16 protein-coding genes and 2 tRNA genes are annotated in these 16,421 nt (G+C 64.6%); 11 read left to right on the forward strand and 7 right to left on the reverse strand.

Translation table 11 applies throughout. The annotated features are described in order from the left end of the window. Positions 1-5: 5 nt before the first annotated feature. A complete protein-coding gene (locus O0881_RS14080; RefSeq protein ID WP_289911820.1) occupies positions 6-173 on the reverse strand; it encodes a hypothetical protein in 168 nt (55 codons plus the stop codon). Positions 174-351: 178 nt separating this feature from the next. Between O0881_RS14080 and O0881_RS14085 the strand changes: the two genes are divergently transcribed. The 5 genes from O0881_RS14085 to O0881_RS14105 all read left to right on the forward strand — a co-directional run bounded on the left by O0881_RS14085 (position 352) and on the right by O0881_RS14105 (position 3,086). After that, the gene (locus tag O0881_RS14085) at positions 352-561 is read left to right on the forward strand and encodes a hypothetical protein (RefSeq protein WP_034755039.1); all 210 of its coding nucleotides are present in this window, start codon (positions 352-354) and stop codon (positions 559-561) included. A 60-nt stretch (positions 562-621) separates the two neighbouring features. Continuing rightward, the gene (locus O0881_RS14090) at positions 622-1,497 is read left to right on the forward strand and encodes a hypothetical protein (protein WP_289911821.1); all 876 of its coding nucleotides are present in this window, start codon (positions 622-624) and stop codon (positions 1,495-1,497) included. 58 nt (positions 1,498-1,555) lie between these two features. After that, positions 1,556-2,734, forward strand: a complete 1,179-nt coding sequence (locus tag O0881_RS14095) for a class I SAM-dependent methyltransferase (RefSeq protein WP_289911822.1) — start codon at positions 1,556-1,558, stop codon at positions 2,732-2,734. Between the two features lie 56 nt (positions 2,735-2,790). Beyond that, a tRNA-Met gene (locus O0881_RS14100) sits at positions 2,791-2,867 on the forward strand. A gap of 142 nt (positions 2,868-3,009) precedes the next feature. Next, a tRNA-Met gene (locus O0881_RS14105) sits at positions 3,010-3,086 on the forward strand. 60 nt (positions 3,087-3,146) lie between these two features. Here O0881_RS14105 and O0881_RS14110 read toward each other — a convergent pair. Further along, the gene (locus O0881_RS14110; RefSeq protein ID WP_289906610.1) at positions 3,147-3,713 is read right to left on the reverse strand and encodes a hypothetical protein; all 567 of its coding nucleotides are present in this window, start codon (positions 3,711-3,713) and stop codon (positions 3,147-3,149) included. A 319-nt stretch (positions 3,714-4,032) separates the two neighbouring features. Between O0881_RS14110 and O0881_RS14115 the strand changes: the two genes are divergently transcribed. The 3 genes from O0881_RS14115 to O0881_RS14125 all read left to right on the forward strand — a co-directional run bounded on the left by O0881_RS14115 (position 4,033) and on the right by O0881_RS14125 (position 8,157). Next, complete coding sequence (locus O0881_RS14115; protein ID WP_289911823.1) at positions 4,033-4,551, forward strand: sigma-70 family RNA polymerase sigma factor; 519 nt, start codon at positions 4,033-4,035, stop codon at positions 4,549-4,551. Position 4,552: 1 nt separating this feature from the next. Beyond that, a complete protein-coding gene (locus O0881_RS14120; RefSeq protein WP_289911825.1) occupies positions 4,553-5,560 on the forward strand; it encodes a FecR domain-containing protein in 1,008 nt (335 codons plus the stop codon). A 101-nt stretch (positions 5,561-5,661) separates the two neighbouring features. Further along, positions 5,662-8,157, forward strand: coding sequence for a TonB-dependent receptor (locus tag O0881_RS14125; protein WP_289911826.1), 2,496 nt, complete (start codon positions 5,662-5,664; stop codon positions 8,155-8,157). Here the strand turns inward: O0881_RS14125 and O0881_RS14130 are convergent. Further along, the gene (locus O0881_RS14130; protein ID WP_289911828.1) at positions 8,148-8,981 is read right to left on the reverse strand and encodes a helix-turn-helix domain-containing protein; all 834 of its coding nucleotides are present in this window, start codon (positions 8,979-8,981) and stop codon (positions 8,148-8,150) included. The genes O0881_RS14125 and O0881_RS14130 overlap by 10 nt on opposite strands. Positions 8,982-9,122: 141 nt before the next feature. Continuing rightward, positions 9,123-10,067, reverse strand: coding sequence for a hypothetical protein (locus O0881_RS14135; RefSeq protein WP_289911829.1), 945 nt, complete (start codon positions 10,065-10,067; stop codon positions 9,123-9,125). A gap of 56 nt (positions 10,068-10,123) precedes the next feature. Here O0881_RS14135 and O0881_RS14140 point away from each other — a divergent pair, with 56 nt between their 5' ends. The 3 genes from O0881_RS14140 (at position 10,124) to dbpA (ending at position 13,769) form a co-directional block, all read left to right on the forward strand. After that, entirely contained in the window at positions 10,124-11,788 is a 1,665-nt protein-coding gene (locus O0881_RS14140) for an acid phosphatase (protein ID WP_289911830.1), read from the forward strand. Between the two features lie 205 nt (positions 11,789-11,993). Next, the gene (locus O0881_RS14145; protein WP_077402076.1) at positions 11,994-12,230 is read left to right on the forward strand and encodes a hypothetical protein; all 237 of its coding nucleotides are present in this window, start codon (positions 11,994-11,996) and stop codon (positions 12,228-12,230) included. Between the two features lie 111 nt (positions 12,231-12,341). Next, complete coding sequence (gene dbpA / locus O0881_RS14150) at positions 12,342-13,769, forward strand: ATP-dependent RNA helicase DbpA (protein WP_289911832.1); 1,428 nt, start codon at positions 12,342-12,344, stop codon at positions 13,767-13,769. Here the strand turns inward: dbpA and O0881_RS14155 are convergent. From O0881_RS14155 to cysS, 3 genes are read right to left on the reverse strand one after another with little or no spacing between them, the layout of a single operon-like run. Beyond that, on the reverse strand, positions 13,756-14,298 hold the full coding sequence (locus O0881_RS14155; protein ID WP_289911834.1) for a hypothetical protein: 543 nt from the start codon (positions 14,296-14,298) through the stop codon (positions 13,756-13,758). The two genes, dbpA and O0881_RS14155, sit on opposite strands and share 14 nt — an antisense overlap. Beyond that, positions 14,291-14,863 carry a hypothetical protein gene (locus tag O0881_RS14160; RefSeq protein ID WP_289911836.1) on the reverse strand — a complete coding sequence of 191 codons (573 nt, stop codon included), beginning with the start codon at positions 14,861-14,863 and terminating at the stop codon, positions 14,291-14,293. Before O0881_RS14160 ends, O0881_RS14155 begins: the two co-directional genes overlap by 8 nt. A 42-nt stretch (positions 14,864-14,905) precedes the next feature. Next, positions 14,906-16,282, reverse strand: coding sequence for a cysteine--tRNA ligase (gene cysS, locus O0881_RS14165; protein WP_289911837.1), 1,377 nt, complete (start codon positions 16,280-16,282; stop codon positions 14,906-14,908). Positions 16,283-16,421: the final 139 nt, after the last annotated feature.

Below are 16,421 nucleotides of genomic sequence, written 5' to 3' on the forward strand. Positions count from 1 at the left end.
GGGCGTCAGCGCGCCAGCGGTTCACGTCCCAGCCTGAGCAGATCCCAGCCCAGTTCGCGGCGGATCTGCTCGGGGTCGGGCGGGGGCCGGCGCTGTTCCAGCTCCGCTTTCAACCATTTTCTCACCAGCTCCTTGGCGGGCTGTACAGGCCTTTCCTTGTCACGCTTGTCCATGGTGCTACCTCTTCAATGGCGGTCAGACGACCTCCTATATACGTTCAACGTCACGGCGCGGATTCAGTTGACGTGCGCGTGGCGCAGATGCAACAACGTGTAACCATGGCCGGAGTGCGTTAAAATCGCCGCCTTCGCGTAGACGAACTCTACGCCCCGCAACAGTTCAAGGAACCCCATGAAAGCCGCCCGCAGCCTCACCTTCAAGTGCGTAAAATGTCACAAATCCATGCAGGTTTACCTGCAAAAAGTCTCCGCCTGCTCGCATATCCAGCCGTATCAGGGTATTTGCGCATGCGGCGAACTCAAGCGTCACGCCACGGGCCAGGCCGATGCCGTCAAGTCCTACCTGGAATCGGCAGACGGTAGCTGGTCGCACCACCACTAATGGTTAAAGAATGAGGCGATATTGCCGTTAATTCGCCTATCTTCCCCATTTGAACCGACCATGTCCCAGCTCCCCGCCCTCCTTTCCGGCTCGCGCCAGCCCGCCGCCAATCCCCTGGCAGGACAGGCGCCGCCAAAAGCGGGCGCCGGCGCGTCCGGCCTGGCCGCTTCGCCCCTGATGCAGCGCACGGCGCAGGACGTGGTGGCGCTATCGAAAAATGGCCTGGACCTGTCGGCCAAGGGATTGTCGCAGCGGACCGATGCGCTGGGTAACGCGACCGTCGACGTGGCGCAGGATTTCCTCTCCACCATGACGCGCCAGCTGTTCGGCGACGGCGCCACGGTTGCCTTCGATTCCGTCGACCTGCAGGCCGGTTCCAGCTTCAGCAGTGGCAGCGCCAGCGTCTCGGGCGCCAACGGCGGCAGCCGCGCGGCCGCCTTCAGCCTCGATGAAAACGCGCATTTCATCGGCAAGGGCAAGATCACGACGGCCGATGGCCAGACCTTCGACTTCGAAGTGGAAGTGCAATATCAATCGAACATCAGCGCGGGCGTCCTTGAGCAAACGCAAGAAGCAGACGAAGAAGCCGACGAAGAAGCCAGCTCCGCCGACGACGCCAGCCTGCCCGCCAGGGAGTTGCCCGCCACGCACTTCGGCGGCAACCTGCATGACCTGTTCAAGCTGCTGGGCCAGCAATTGCAAAGCAATCTCTATCAGGGCACGTCCGATGGCGCCAGCGCCAGCGGCAAGGATGGCGACCTGGCGGGCAGCCTGAGCTTGCGTTTGCTCAAGCTGGTGCAGCCGGATCATGCTACAGAGACCGCCAAAGTCGACAGGAAAGCCGTGGAAACCACGCCGGAAGAGCAGGCGCGCGCCCGTGCGCTGGCCCTCGCCTATGGCACGGACACCGCTAGCAGCACGGCCGGCGACGTATAATGGAAGATGGCCTGCGCAGGCGACCATGCCGCGCGCCCCCTTCTATCGATTGAATCCCATGTCCGACACATCTTCACCTACCGTCCACCCGCAGATCCACTGGAGCGAAAACGGCGCCGAGCATTCGGCCCGCTGGCGCTCGGAAAGCGGCATGCCGCCGCCCAAGCGCGTCGTCATCGCCGATGACCGCACGACGGCCGACCAGGCTTACCGCCTGGCCTGCGAAGGCACGGCCATGCTGTGGCGCGGTGACTTCCAGAACGCGCGCCAGCTGCTGCAGGCGCTGGCGCGGCGCGCCGACCACAAGAACGACAAGCCAAGCAAGAAGGCCAAGGCCGCCAAGCTGGCCAAGCCGGAACCATCCGCCACGGAAGCCTTCCATTTGCACCGCCAGGCCCAGTCGCAGCGCGCCCGCACCCTGGCCATGCTGCTGCTGCCTTTCGACGCCGACTACACGATTCCGCTGCGCCGCGCGCCGGACGTGAAACTGGCTTGCAATGAAGCGTATGGCCGCGGCGAAGAGCCGTTCGTCGCCTCCTTGCGCGAGCTGCTGGGCCTGATCGGCGCGCACGAATGGCGCCGCACGGGCGTGGAACTGCCGGCCCTGGGCCAGCGCATCCATCCGCATTACGGCGTGTTCGCGCCCATCCGCGGCGAGTACGTGGGCCTGGTGGCCGACGCGCCGCTGCCCGCGCGCGCCAAGCTGGCCTTCGATATCGGCACCGGCACGGGCGTGCTGGCCGCCGTGCTGGCGCAGCGCGGCATCGAACGCATCGTCGCCACCGACCAGGACCCGCGCGCCCTGTCCTGCGCGCGCGAAAACCTGGCCCGCCTCGATTTGCAGGGCAAGGTCGACGTGGTGCAGGCCGACCTGTTCCCCGCCGGCCGCGCGCCGCTGATCGTGTGCAATCCGCCCTGGCTGCCGGCCCGTCCCAGCTCGCCGATCGAATACGCCGTCTACGATCCGGACAGCCGCATGCTGCGCGGTTTCCTCGCCGGCTTGGCCGACCACCTGGAGCCAAGCGGCGAAGGCTGGCTGATTTTGTCCGACCTGGCCGAGCACCTGGGCCTGCGCCCGCGCGCGCAATTGCTCGAATGGATAACGCAGGCGGGCTTGAAAGTCGTCGACCGCCTGGACGTGAAACCCACGCACCCGCGCGCACAGGATGCGACGGACAGCCTGCACGCGGCCCGCTCGCAGGAAGTCACGTCGCTGTGGCGCCTGGCGGCGGCATAATCGAGGGTCTGAAACCCGGCCATTGCGCATTGCAGCAAACCCCGCTATAATTCGCCTGCGGGGTGGAGCAGTCTGGCAGCTCGTCGGGCTCATAACCCGAAGGTCACAGGTTCAAATCCTGTCCCCGCAACCAATATTTGAAAGCCGCTGATTCCTGCAAAGGGGTCGGCGGCTTTTTTCATTGCGGCGCGGTATGCCAATACCCCCATGCAAGCCAAATGCCCCCGGTTGCGCTCCGCTCTTTCGCAATGCAACAAACTCGGTTATAATTCGCCTGCGGGGTGGAGCAGTCTGGCAGCTCGTCGGGCTCATAACCCGAAGGTCACAGGTTCAAATCCTGTCCCCGCAACCAATATTTGAAAACCGCTGATTCCTGCAAGGGATTCAGCGGTTTTTTCATTCCTGGCCGCCTTTATACGGCGACGCTGGCCCTGATCTGCCTGGCCGCCGCATGCAGGCTGGCCGCCACCCGCTCCAGCTTGTCGGCTCCCGCCGTTTCGGCCAGCGCGGCAAAGGCGCTGATATGAAACGTGGCCACCATCGCCGGCGACACTTCCAGTTCCAGCGCGGTCTTGCTCAATTCCGTCGACGCTTCGAGGTAAGGCTCGCTGCCCGCCTCGAACGCCTGCTTCGTTTCCAGTAATTCCTGGCCGCCTTCCGCCTTGGCCAGGCACGCATCGACCTTTTGCTGGAAGGCCGGCAAGGTATCGCGCACGGGGCCGGCGTCCGGCGCCGCTTCGGGTTCCGGCTCCGCAGGCGCAGGAGCGGCTGCGGCCGGCTTGTCCGCCGGCGGCATGTCGCGCAGGGTCAGCCAGCGCTCGACGGCGAGGAAATCAGCAAACGGCTCGGCCACCTTGGGATTCATCAGCCAGACCTCGCCCGTGCGCCAGTCGATCCGGGCGCCGCGCTCATTTCTCGCCAACAGAATATCCTTGCCGCCATCGGCATTCGACACCCGGCCGATGTCGAGCCAGTTCATCAGTTCCGCCTGGCGCGACATCGCGTTGACCCGGTGGAAAAAGGCCAACCATAAGAATCGGGCGACCAGGAGAACCAGGGCACCGCCAACCATCCACATCATTTTTCGCTCCGCACCACATCGACAGCCCGCATTTTCTCACATGAAAGCTTGCGTCAAGGAAACTTTTACATCTGCCGTGCGCGGGCGCAAATCCACCGCCGCACACGACTTGGCGCGCAGTCGCATTTCAGCAACGCCGCGTTTTCCCGATTGCCTGGCGGGCGCCGCTACGTTATTATGAGAACAATTCTCATTTAGATTAAGCCATCCCGCACGCATGCTGTCCGCCCCTTCCCCGCCGTCCGATTTCCAGTCGCTGTATGCCGAGCACCATTCCTGGCTGCTGCATTGGCTGAAGCGCCGCCTGCACGATGCCGGGCTGGCGGGCGACCTGGCGCAGGATACCTTCCTGAAGATCTTCGTTGCGCGCAGCAGTGCCGGGATCGCGCAGCCGCGCCCTTTCCTGGCTACCATCGCGAAACGCCTGCTGGCCAACCACTGCCGGCGCGAAGCGCTCGAACGGGCCTACCTCGACGCCCTGCTGCACCAGCCGCATGCCTGCACGCCGTCGCCGGAAGCGATGTCCCTCCTGCTCGAATCGCTGCAACTGGTCGACCGCGCGCTGGACCAGCTTTCCGCCAAGGCCAGGGCCGCCTTCCTGCTGGCCCACCTGGACGGCATGACCTATGCCGAGATCGCCGCCGAACTGGATACCACCACGCATTCCGTCAAAAAATACCTGAGCAAGGCCAACCTGCTGTGCTTTTTTGCCGTGCCCGATTTTGCCGGCCCCTGACATGCGCGGCGCCACCGTCTACGCCCAGGGTCAGCCCATCGACCAGGCCATCGCCATGCAGGCGGCCGAATGGCTGGCCACCCTGATGAGCGGTGCCACCACGCCGGCGGAAAAAACGGCCTGGCAACAGTGGCGCCAGGCGCATCCCGACCACGAACGCGCGTGGCAGCACATCGAAAGCGTCAGCGGCGGCTTGCGCGAACTCGATGCGCAGGCCAGCCGCAAGGCGCTGCTGCAACGCCCCAACGCGCCTCCGGTCTCGCGGCGCAGCAGCCTGCGGTTGCTGGCGTGGGCATCGACCATCGGCCTCACGGGCTGGTTCGGCGCGCGCTCGGAATACGCGCCCGACTTTGCCCGCGCCGCGCTGGCCGACCTGTCCACCGGCGTGGGCGAACGCCGCGAGCTGACCCTGCCCGACGGCACCCGCTTTCACCTGAACAGCGGCAGCGCCGTCAACATCCGCTACACGGGCACGCAGCGCCTGCTGCAGCTGGTGCAGGGCGAAGTCTTCATCGCCACCGCCCGCGAAACGGACATGCCCTACCGTCCTTTCTTCGTCGAAACCGCGCACGGCCGCGCGCAGGCGCTGGGCACGCGCTACTCGGTGCGCCAGGCGGACGGCAGCACCGAGGTCGCCGTCGAAGAAGGCGCCGTCCGGCTGATGCCGCGCCAGGGCGATGGCAATCTGCTCCTCCGCGCTGGCCAGGGCGGCGGCATGACGGCGCAGCAGGTCTTGCCCGCGCACGCCGTTTCGCCCGACATCTGGGCCTGGCGCCAGGGCTTGCTGCTGGCCGACGCCATGCCGCTGCGCGACTTCCTGCATGAACTGAGCCGCTACCGCCACGGCTTGCTGGGCTGCGACGACGCCGTCGCCGGCCTGCGCATTTCCGGCGTCTTCCCGCTGGCCGACCTGGACGCCGTGCTGCTGTCGCTGCCCGACTCCCTGCCGGTGGACGTGCGCCTGCGCACGCGCTACTGGGTGCAGGTGGAAGCGCGCCAGCAGCGCTGACCATTTATTTTGAGGCCGACGCAAAAAAAGGTACCCGCTTTCGCTTCTCGCGTGACCTGTGTAGGCAACGTCCTTTTTGACGACTACACCACAAGGTAACCATGTCTCTTGCCATTCACTCCAAGCCGCGCATCAAGCGCATGGCGTATGCCATCCAACTCGTCTTCATCGGTTCGGCCCTGCTGCTGAACGCCCAGGCGCCAGCCCTGGCGCAGGAAAGCGCAGCAGCGCCAGCGGCCAGCCTCGACTTCCAGGTGCCGGCCGCCGACCTGGCGACGGCGCTGCGCCAGGTCGCCAGCCAGTCGCGGGTCATCCTCAGCTTCACGCCGGAGCAGACGCGCGGCAAGACGTCGACCGGCTTGAGCGGCCGCCACGACGTGCTGGCCGCCCTGAACGGCGTGCTGCGCGGCACGGGCCTGAAGGCCGAGCGCAGCGCCAACGGCAGCTATGTGCTGCGCCCGGCCGATGCCGCGGCGGGTGGCGAAGCGCTGTCGATGATGCCGGAAGTGTCGGTCAAGGCGCAGCAGGATGCCACCGAAGGCTCGGGCGCGTATGTCTCCACCCTGCCGATCGCCACGGCCACGCCACTGGGCCTGTCGATCCGGGAAACGCCGCAGTCGGTCAGCGTCATCACGCAGCAGCGCATGCAGGACCAGGGCTTGAGCACGATCGCGCAAGTGATGGCGCAAACGCCGGGCATCACGCTGTATTCGCTGGGCAGCGAACGCACGGGCTTTACTTCGCGCGGCTATTCGATCACCAATTACCAGCTCGATGGCGTCAGCACGCACTCGGAAACCATGGGCCTCAATGCGATACCGTCGCAAAGCCTGGCCGACATGGCGCTGTACGACCGCATCGAAGTGCTGCGCGGCGCCTCGGGCCTGATGACGGGCGCGGGCGATGCCTCGGGCGCCATCAACATGGTGCGCAAGAAGCCGACGGCGCAATTCCAGGCGTCCGTCGAGGGCGAGCTGGGTTCCCACGATGAGCGGCGCGCCATGGCCGACGTTGCCGGCCCGCTCAACGACGCGGGCACGGTGCGCGGCCGCCTCGTGACGGTGTACGAGGAAGGCGACAGCATCGTCGACGGCTACAGCCGCGACAAGAAAGTGGTCTACGGCGTGCTCGAGGCGGACATCTCAAGCGACACGAAACTGACGGCCGGCGTCACGCACCAGCGCAAGCGCTCGCACGGATCCCTGTCCTACCTGGGCTTTCCCCTGTTCTACAGCAATGGCAGCATGACGAACCTGCCCCGCTCCTTCAGCCCGGCGGCCACGTCGAATCGCTTCGACACCAATTCGACCGACGTCTTCGCCACTGTGGAACACGCGCTGGCGAACGACTGGAAGCTGAAAGTCTCGGCCAACCGCGTGCAGTCGTCGCAGGAAGAGCGCTCCGTCTACCTGAACGTCAGCGGAAGCTTGCCCAACCAGGCCACGGGCGATGGCCTGCGCCTGAACGCCGACTACCGCGACTACCAGCTCCAGGTCAACAGCGTGGACGTCAACGTGCGCGGCCCATTCAGCGCATTCGGCCGCCAGCACGAACTGGTGCTGGGCATGGACTACAGCGAATTTCAAAGCACGACGGATGCCCGTTTCGACAATAGCATCGAGCGCACGCCTGTCAACCTGTACCGCTGGAATCGCACGGCGACGCCCGTGTTTGGCGGCACCTATGGCACCAACGACAGCACGCGCCGCCAGGCCAGCGTGTATGCCGCCACGCGCCTCCATCTCTCCGAGCGCCTGAAATTGATCGCTGGGGCAAAAGTGCTGCGCTACGACGAAAATTACATCTCGGACACGCCTGCCGAGTCCTATTACAATGCGGCGCCAGCCTCGGAGAGCCGCGTCGTCACGCCATATGGCGGCCTGGTGTTCGACATCGACGGCACGCACAGCGCCTACGCCAGTTATTCCACCATCTATCAGCCGCAAGCATCGCAAGACCGCTATGGCAAGCTGCTGGCGCCACGCGAAGGCAAGACCCTGGAAGCAGGCGTCAAGAGCGGCTGGTTCGATGGCCGCCTGAACACGGCTGCCGCGCTGTACCAGATCCGCCAGGACAACCTGGCCGAGTCGGATCCAGGTTATTACGTGCCTGGCACAAAGATTTCAGCCAACCGCGCCATCAAGGGCGCCAGGACCCAGGGCGTGGACCTGGAAGCGACGGGCGCACTGACGCCGGACTGGAACATCTCGGCCTCGTGGTCGTATAGCCAGACGGAAGACAATACGGGCAAGACCATCCTGGCCACCTTCCCGCGCCACCTGGTGAAACTGTGGACCACTTACCGCCTGCCCGGCGAATTCAAGCGCCTGACGGTGGGCGGCGGCGTGAACTGGCAAAGCCGCGTGTATTCCGACATCGATGCGTGGCAGGTCGAGCGCACCCTGCACTGGGAACAGAAGGCGTACTCGGTGGCCAGCCTGATGGCGCGCTACGACGTCAGCGACAAGCTGTCGGCCACCGTCAACGTGGCCAACCTGTTCGACAAGCAGTACACGGCTTCCGTGTCGGACTGGTGGTTGTCGGGCATGCATGGCCCGGCGCGCAAGGTGGCTTTGACCGTGCGCTATCAGTTCTGACCCTTTCCCAGCTTGCGGATCAAGCTGGGAGGCATGCCTGCCGCAGCCTGAAAGGCGCGCGTCATGTGGGCAAGATCGGAAAACCCCTCGTCGGCGGCGATCATCGTCAGGCTATCGGCGGACGGCAGCCGATGCGCGGCACGCACAAGGCGCGCGGCCTGGCGCAACGCCTCCGCCGTCATGCCCACTTCGCGCAATCGGCGTTCCAGCGTGCGCTGATGGCAACCCAGTCTGCCGGCAAGCTGGCCGATAGGGAAGTGGCCTTCGTTTTCAAAGACGAACGCCACTTCCGCCGCCGTCGACGATTCGATGCCCAGCAACAGGGCAAGCGCACCCAGGCTGCGCTTTGGTGCGCCGTCCGGCGCAGCCGCATTGGCGCGCGTGGTCGCCAGCATGGTGTCGATGATGGCAAGGGTGCCGTGGCGGCAGCTATCGGGGTCGCTGGCGGCCACGCGGGAAGCGCGCGCCGCGCCGCGCGCCACATTGCCGGCCCCTTGCCCGCCAAGACTGGTCTGCACACCCAGGTTCGCAGACTGGTTATAGGCATTGAACGCGACGAACACGTCGGCTTCGCGCCGGAATGAGGAGAGCAGCAGATAGCTGGGATTGATGTCGGTCGCCAGGAAGTCATTCACCAGGCGTTCGATGACGCCTGGTGCCGATCCTTTCGGACTCCTGGCCACGCCGGCGGCATGGTAGCGCTGATAAGGCAAATGTCCCTGGATCACGTGCGAGACGGCCGAAGCGAAGCGCGCCATGGGCGTCCAGCCGGCCCGCCCTTCCAGTGCATGGACAACCACGTGATACGCAAGAGAGTTCGACATTCCTGGCATCCTGTAGCTTCGGTGATGGGGCCGCAGGCATCTGTCTGCCTGGTCAGGCCTGCATCACGATGCCGCGTTCGTTAGTTGCCATAATACAATGGAAACATCACTAAATGGCATTTTTGGAAACATTAAAATGTTCTATATGCCCGTCGATGCCTGGCCTGGCGCCGCCGGGCGCTGGCGCTGCAGCTCCTGCAGCCGCGCACGGGCCTTTTGCCACTCTTCCTTGACACACACGGCCGTGGCGAGCGGCATGCGGAGAAAGATGGCCGAAAACGGTCCCTGTGCCTCGCTGTCGCGCAAGCGCCGTCCAGCCAATGTATGTCCCGAAAATATGGGTGACGTGATTGTCAAATCAGATTTCCCGGTTCCCTGCGTATGCACTCCGTCCGCCATTTCCACGATCACATGCTCGAAGCCGCGATCGGTGATTTCAACTGAAGGTTTCCATTTCGTCAGGTAATGCTCTACCATATTTTCAGATGCATAAATGAAAATGTTTTCAGCAGGCAAGAACACGTCGAAAGCGCCGCGCCGCACCTGACGTTTGGCTCCCGAGGTAACGTAGGAGCGCTTGCCCATGGACCGGATGCGCAGCTGGGCGCTGGCATAATCGAGCTCCATCGTGAAGCGCGCCGACTCCAGGACCCACGTCCGCCCCTCTATCCCCCCGACGCTGACGACTTTGTCCCGCGCGCGCTCCGCGCGCACACGCGACCGCCACCACCACACAAGGCACAGGACAACGGGAATGGAATAGGGTAAAAAAATGAGCGTCAAGCCGAAGGCGAGCGGCAGGACAAAAAAGATAAACAGCAATAACTTCAAGACCAGCCACATGAGCGCCTCCCTGCGTGTATGGGTGCGCGCAGACGTCCATGCAATGACGCCGGACGTCGCGCCACGAGAATGGCGACCATCGCCATTCGGAAGCCCCATCTTTTCATGCGCAGGCCAGGCAGGCTTGAATCCATGCGACACAGATGGATTATTTAGCCTGCCGCAGGACTGCGGCAACGCGAACGGCCAGCGCCATGCGGCGACGACGCCCTCCAGGCAGCCGTGAAATTTCACATTTGCCATGCCACGGTGATACAATTTTCGCGCACCAGCAAACGAATGACACCCAAGGAGAATGTGTGAAGGACCTCGCCCCCGCCCTGCCAGCCGATCCGGCCGACCAACCCGCCAATCCCTCGCGCCGGCGCATTTTCCTGGCCGCTTCCGCAGTCGGCCTGGCCGCCAGCCTGCCCGCGCTGGCCGACGCCGCGCCAGCCAGGAAGACCATCGCCAAGGGTTCGCTCGACGCGAAACTCAAGGCGCACGTCAAGAACGTGGTCGTGATCTACCTGGAAAACCGCAGTTTCAACAACCTGTTCGCCAACTTCCCCGGCACCAGCGCGCCCCTGTCCGCCGTCACGGCCGAACAGGCGCAGCAGCTGGACCGCGACGGCAAACCGCTGGCCACCCTGCCGAAGATCTGGGGCGGCCTGGTGCCGAACCAGCAGAATATCGGCGGCATCGATTACCTGATCAAGGAAGACCAGATTTCCGGCCTGCCCAACGCGCCCTACAAATTGAGCGACGCGGCCGGCAAGCCCCTGCCCGAGAGCATCATCACGCGCGACCTCGTGCACCGTTTCTATAACAATCAGATGCAGATCAACGGCGGCAAGAACGACGGCTTTGCCGCGTGGGCCGACAGCGGCGGCCTGGTGATGGGCCACTACGGCGAAACGTCGAAAAACCTGAACCTGTGGCAGATCGCCGAACAGTACACCTTGTGCGACAACTTCTTCATGGCGGCCTTCGGCGGCTCCTACATGAACCACCAGTTCCTCGTCACGGGCCGCGCCAACGAATATTTCAATGCTTCCGAGACGGCGGCGAAGAAAAAGATCGCCGTGCTGTCCGACGGCCCGCAAGGCGTGCGCCTGGCCATCTCGCCCGACTGCCCCGCCTCCGCACTGGACGGCAAGCCGAAATACGTCAACGACGGCGCCCTCACGCCGGATGGCTATGCCGTCAACACCATGGCGCCGCCATATCAACCGAGCTACATCCGCCCGGCCTTCGATGGCGACCCGCTGCATGCCGACCCGGCCGACGCGAATACCCTGCCGCCGCAAACCTACGACACCATCGGCGACCTGCTGTCGCGCAAGGGCGTCAGCTGGGCGTGGTATGGCGGCGGCTGGCAAGCGGCGCTCGACCACAAGGGCGGCGGCAGCAAGCCGAATTTCCAGTTCCACCACCAGCCGCTGAACTACTTCAAGCAGTTCGCACCCGGCACCGCCGCGCGCGCCGAGCACCTGCGCGACGGCGGCACGGGCGACAGCCCGATCTCGAACAAATTCCTCGCCGCGGCCGTGGCGGGCAAGCTGCCGGCCGTGACCTTCTACAAGCCGCAGGGCAATCTGAACCTGCATGCGGGATATTCGGACATCGAGTCGGGCGACCAGCACGTGGCCAACGTCATCCAGCATCTGAAGGAATCGCCGCAGTGGAAAGACATGATCGTGGTGATCACGTTTGACGAAAACGGCGGCTGGTGGGATCACGTGGCACCGCCGAAGGGCGACCGCTGGGGGCCGGGCACGCGCATTCCCGCCATCGTCGTCTCGCCCTACGCGAAGAAAGGCGCCGTCGACCACAGTTTTTATGACACGACGTCGATCCTGCGCCTGATCACGCGCCTGCACGACTTGCCGCTGCTCGAAGGCCTGAAGGTGCGCAACGACGCGTTCGCGTCACGCGGCGCGCTGCCGCCAGGCGACCTGACGGGTGCCCTGAGCTTCCGCTGAGCCCCACACAGTGCGGCACGCCTGTGATACACTGCGTGCCGCACTTAAATCCGCAGGACAAGTTTTCCTGCAGGTTATCCCAACAATGAGCCCGACTCCAGTAGCCGGGCTTTTGTTTTGTGGATGAAGTTAAAGCGTATAGACATAGGCGGGCAGCACCTTGCCCGCCCCCTGGCCATCGCAAGCCAGGGACAGAGGTTAGCAAATGAGAGATAAAAAAGACAACGCCACCATCGACTTGCCCGGCTTCGGCCCGCCGCCAGCGCCCGAGGCGCCAGAGCCGGCGCCAGAACCGCAGCGCCGCGCGCGTGCGCGCAAGGTGGCCTTGAAGCAGGTGCAGCTCGAATTGCTGGAGCCGACCGATGCCACGGGCCTGCCCGTGTGGACGCGCGACGCCGGCCTCGATCTGACCGGCTTGCCCATCTGGGCGCCCGACAATTAACACCCCATGCCGGCGGCCGTTTGCCGCCGGCTTCCACACCACCATCCGCACAAGGGCGTAGAACGCCTGTAGACTGTGCCCATCCACCCGCTTTTTACCGGCTCCGCCCCTATGAACACCACCACTGACACCACCACTTCCTTTGCCAGCCTGCCGCTGACGCCCGCCTTTTTGGCCAACCTGGACTCGCTCGGCTACCACGAGATGACCACCATCCAGGCGCAAAGCCTGCCGGCGGTGCTCGATGGCCGCGACCTGATCGCCCAGGCGAAAACAGGCAGCGGCAAGACGGCCGCCTTCGGCATCGGCATCCTGCACAAGCTCAATCCGGCCTGGTTTGCCGTGCAAGGCCTGGTGCTGTGCCCGACGCGCGAACTGGCCGACCAGGTGGCCAATGAATTGCGCCGCCTGGCCCGCGCGGCCGGCAACATCAAGATCCTGACCCTGACGGGCGGCGCGCCGATGCGCCCGCAAATCGCTTCGCTGGAACACGGCGCCCACATCGTCGTCGGCACGCCGGGCCGCCTGCGCGACCACCTGGGTCGCGGCACCATCAACCTGAATCACGTGCAAACGCTGGTGCTCGATGAAGCGGACCGCATGACGGACATGGGCTTTTACGAGGAAATCGCCGGCATCGTCAGCGCCTGCCCTGTACGCCGCCAGACCTTGCTGTTCTCGGCCACGTATCCGGAAGACATCCGCCGCGCCACGGCGTCGTTCCTCGTCAACCCGCTGGAAGTGACGGTCGAAGCGCAGCACGACAACGACAAGATCGAGCAGCGCTTCTATGAAATCGGCTTCGACGAACGCAATAGCGCCGTCGGCAAGCTGTTGAAGCACTTCAAGCCGGAATCGACGCTGGCCTTCTGCAACACCAAGGTGCATTGCCGCGAACTGGCCGAAGAACTGCGCCAGCAAGGCTTTTCCGCGCTGGCACTGTACGGCGAACTGGAACAGCGCGAGCGCGATGAAATCCTCGTGTTGTTCGCCAACCGCAGCTGCTCCGTGCTGGTGGCCACCGACGTGGCCGCGCGCGGCCTCGATATTTCCGACCTGGGTGCCGTGATCAACGTCGACGTGTCGAAGGACACGGAAGTGCACATCCACCGCATCGGCCGCACGGGCCGCGGCAGCAAGAAGGGCCTGGCCCTGTCGCTGTGCGCGCCGAACGAGAAAAAATGGGTCAAGCTGATCGAGCAATACCAGAACAGCGCCGCCGAATGGCACGACCTGAAGGAACTGGCGGAAGATGACGGGATGGAAGCGCTGCCGGCGCCGATGATCACCCTGTGCATCATGGGCGGCAAGAAGGACAAGCTGCGCCCGGGCGACCTGCTGGGTGCGCTGACGGGCGACGCGGGCCTCACCAAGGAGCAAGTGGGCAAGATCAACGTGTTCGAGTTCATGACCTACGTGGCGCTCGACCGCAAGGTGGCCGAAGCGGCCTTCAAGCGCCTCAACGCCGGTAACTCCCTGGGCCGCGACTTCGGCAACATCAAGGGCCGCAGCTTCAAGATGCGCTTTATCGAGGCGTAAGCCGCTGTAATGCCCGCAGGGCCGCCATGGCCCTGCGTCCCGGATAATCGTCCCATGCGGGGTGTTGCTCGCGGTAGTAACAGCTCCAGTAGCTGACGGCGCGCCGCTCCAGCGTATCCACATACGCGGGGTTCTCCCGCAGGTAGCGCGCCAGCGCCTGTGCATTCCAGGCCGGCAGCGCCGCCCCGATTCTCTCGACGATCTCCAGCACGTATTCACAGCACAGGTGCACGACGAACGGCACCGTCCACGCCCGCTCCTGCAGCAACAGCTGTTTTAAACACGCTTCGCGCAGATGTCCATCGTGGTGGCGCGTGCCCAGGCACAGGGCGATCACGCCCGCGTCGCCGGGCAGCTGCGTACAGGCCAGCAATCGCTGGCGGTCGTAATACGTGCGCGTCGGGATCAGCAATGCCTCGCCATCCTGGCATACGGCAAATGGCGGGTGTGCCTGGCTACTCCCCAGCGCGGGCCGCAGCTGCGCCACAGTGCCGGCCAATGCCGCCGGAAAGGCGCCTGCTTCAAGCATCGCGCTCCTCCTGGCACACTTTGCGCACGCCCAGCGCAGGTTTATCCACCTTTTCAAAGATCACATTCGAATACCATTCGGCCGGATCGCCTTCGGTGGGCTTGCCCAACGAGATATAAAAGCCGCCGTAGGTGAACAGGGCCGTGGTTTCCTTGCCTGGCGGCGCACCTTGCAGGAAGCCGGGCCAAGCCGCCTTGTCGACTTGATTAAAACGCGCGGCCAGCAGCACCAGCAGGCGCACGTGCGAGGCCGGCGCATACGGGAACAGATACAGGTATTCGACCAGTTCGCCGCCGTCAGCCAGGCGCGTGACGGCGGCCGTCGCCGCCTCCACCTCACCACCAAAACTGCACAGCACTCCGCCGCTGTAGGCGAAATCGATGACGGTCGCCGGCGCACACGCCTGCCGTTCGCGGTCGACGCCGACGGGCGGCAGTGCGCGCACTTGCGCCAGCAGCGCCTCACTCGATGTAGCCAGCGCGGGAAAACCGGGGCAGGCGCTGGCCGCCTGGACGGAGTTCGACAAGGCAAGGCAACAACTCAATAGCAGCAAACGACGCTTCACGGCATCTCCAGTTTCATCAGGCGGCCATTATGCAGGACATCTTCACAAAGGCCGCGCCTGTTGCCCCTGCGGCGTATCGTCGATCTCATAGCCGGCCGCGCGCGCCAGTGCGCGCAAGCGGTCCGCCTCGGCCCACTCGCGCTCCAGGCGGGCGGCAGCCCGTTCCGCCATCCACGCCTGCACCTGCTGCGGCACTGCCACCTGCGCCGGCTGCCAGGCCAGCAGATCGAGTCCCAGGGCCGTATCGAAGCGGGCCATCGTGGCCTTTTTCACGCCGTCGGGCAGCTCGCTTTTCAGCAGCTCCCAGGCCACGGCCAGCGCGCGCGGGTAGTTCAGGTCATCGTTGACGCAGCTCATGAAGCGCTCATGCCATGCAGGATCGGCCTCGCCATCCGCCTGGCCCAGGCCATGCACGGTAGAGCGCAAGCGCGCCAGGCCGCTGGCGGCGGCGCGCAGGGCGTCGTCCGTGAAATTGAGGCTGCTGCGGTAGTGGGCGCCCAGGCACAGGTAGCGGTAGGCCAGCGGATCGACACCCTGCTCCACCAGGCTGTGCAGGCGTAAAAAATCGCCCGAGGATTTCGACATCTTCGCGTCCTGCGTTTTCAGGAAGGCGCCATGCAGCCAGAAATTCGCCAGGCGCGTGCCGTGTCGCGCTTCCGTTTGCGCGATCTCGTTGCTGTGGTGGACGGCCACATGGTCTTCGCCGCCGCAATGGATGTCGAAATACGCGCCCAGGTGTTTTTCCGCCATGGCCGAGCATTCGATATGCCAGCCGGGGAAACCCAGCCCCCACGGGCTGTCCCACTCCATCTGGCGCTGGCCCGGCACGCCGCTGAACTTCCACAGCGCGAAGTCGCAGATGTCGCGCTTCTCGCCCAGGTCTACCCGTTTCCCCGCCTGCAGGCCGTCGCGATTCAGGCGTGCCAGCTTGCCATAACCGTCCTGGCGCGTCGTATCGAAATAGATGCCGTCGTCCGTGCGGTAGGTATAGCCCTTTGCCTCCAGGTCGAGGATGAAGTCGATCTGCTCCGCGATGTGGTCGGTGGCGCGGCACCAGACTGTGGGCGGCAGGATATTCAACTGGCGCAGATCACCCTCGAACGCGCGGGTAAATTCGGCGGCGATATCCCAGGCGGACTTGCCGCTGCGGGCGCTGCGGGCCTCGACCTTGTCGTCGCCGCTGTCCGTATCCGACGTCAGATGGCCCACGTCCGTGATGTTCATCACGTGGCGCACCTGCAGGCCATTGAACTCGAGCGCACGGCGCAAGCCGTCGACAAACAGATAGGTGCGCAGGTTGCCGATGTGCGCGTAGTCATAGACGGTGGGACCGCAGGCATACAGGCCCGCCTGGCCCGGGGCGAGAGGGTCGAAGGGGCGCAGGCTGCGGCTATAGGTGTCGTACAGGTGTAGTGTCATGCGGGACTCTCGTGAACGCTGCGGAAAAAGAAAATGGCCACAGGTTTTTCAACACTGTGGCCATCGGAATGAGGAGTAAAAATTTAACGGCGCCGGGCCGCATCCTCACGAAGCCAGGTACACGGACACAGCGCAGCGG

The organism is Janthinobacterium sp. SUN100 (assembly GCF_030397705.1).
Lineage (GTDB): Bacteria > Pseudomonadota > Gammaproteobacteria > Burkholderiales > Burkholderiaceae_D > Janthinobacterium > Janthinobacterium kumbetense.

Excerpts from the sequence above, each read along its gene's own strand:
- O0881_RS14080 (WP_289911820.1), bottom strand. The coding sequence starts at position 173 with ATGGACAAGCGTGACAAGGAAAGGCCTGTACAGCCCGCCAAGGAGCTG.
- O0881_RS14085 (WP_034755039.1), top strand. The coding sequence starts at position 352 with ATGAAAGCCGCCCGCAGCCTCACCTTCAAGTGCGTAAAATGTCACAAA.
- O0881_RS14090 (WP_289911821.1), top strand. The coding sequence starts at position 622 with ATGTCCCAGCTCCCCGCCCTCCTTTCCGGCTCGCGCCAGCCCGCCGCC.
- O0881_RS14095 (WP_289911822.1), top strand. The coding sequence starts at position 1,556 with ATGTCCGACACATCTTCACCTACCGTCCACCCGCAGATCCACTGGAGC.
- O0881_RS14110 (WP_289906610.1), bottom strand. The coding sequence starts at position 3,713 with ATGAACTGGCTCGACATCGGCCGGGTGTCGAATGCCGATGGCGGCAAG.
- O0881_RS14115 (WP_289911823.1), top strand. The coding sequence starts at position 4,033 with ATGCTGTCCGCCCCTTCCCCGCCGTCCGATTTCCAGTCGCTGTATGCC.
- O0881_RS14120 (WP_289911825.1), top strand. The coding sequence starts at position 4,553 with ATGCGCGGCGCCACCGTCTACGCCCAGGGTCAGCCCATCGACCAGGCC.
- O0881_RS14125 (WP_289911826.1), top strand. The coding sequence starts at position 5,662 with ATGTCTCTTGCCATTCACTCCAAGCCGCGCATCAAGCGCATGGCGTAT.
- O0881_RS14130 (WP_289911828.1), bottom strand. The coding sequence starts at position 8,981 with ATGTCGAACTCTCTTGCGTATCACGTGGTTGTCCATGCACTGGAAGGG.
- O0881_RS14135 (WP_289911829.1), bottom strand. The coding sequence starts at position 10,067 with ATGGCAAATGTGAAATTTCACGGCTGCCTGGAGGGCGTCGTCGCCGCA.
- O0881_RS14145 (WP_077402076.1), top strand. The coding sequence starts at position 11,994 with ATGAGAGATAAAAAAGACAACGCCACCATCGACTTGCCCGGCTTCGGC.
- dbpA (WP_289911832.1), top strand. The coding sequence starts at position 12,342 with ATGAACACCACCACTGACACCACCACTTCCTTTGCCAGCCTGCCGCTG.
- O0881_RS14155 (WP_289911834.1), bottom strand. The coding sequence starts at position 14,298 with ATGCTTGAAGCAGGCGCCTTTCCGGCGGCATTGGCCGGCACTGTGGCG.
- cysS (WP_289911837.1), bottom strand. The coding sequence starts at position 16,282 with ATGACACTACACCTGTACGACACCTATAGCCGCAGCCTGCGCCCCTTC.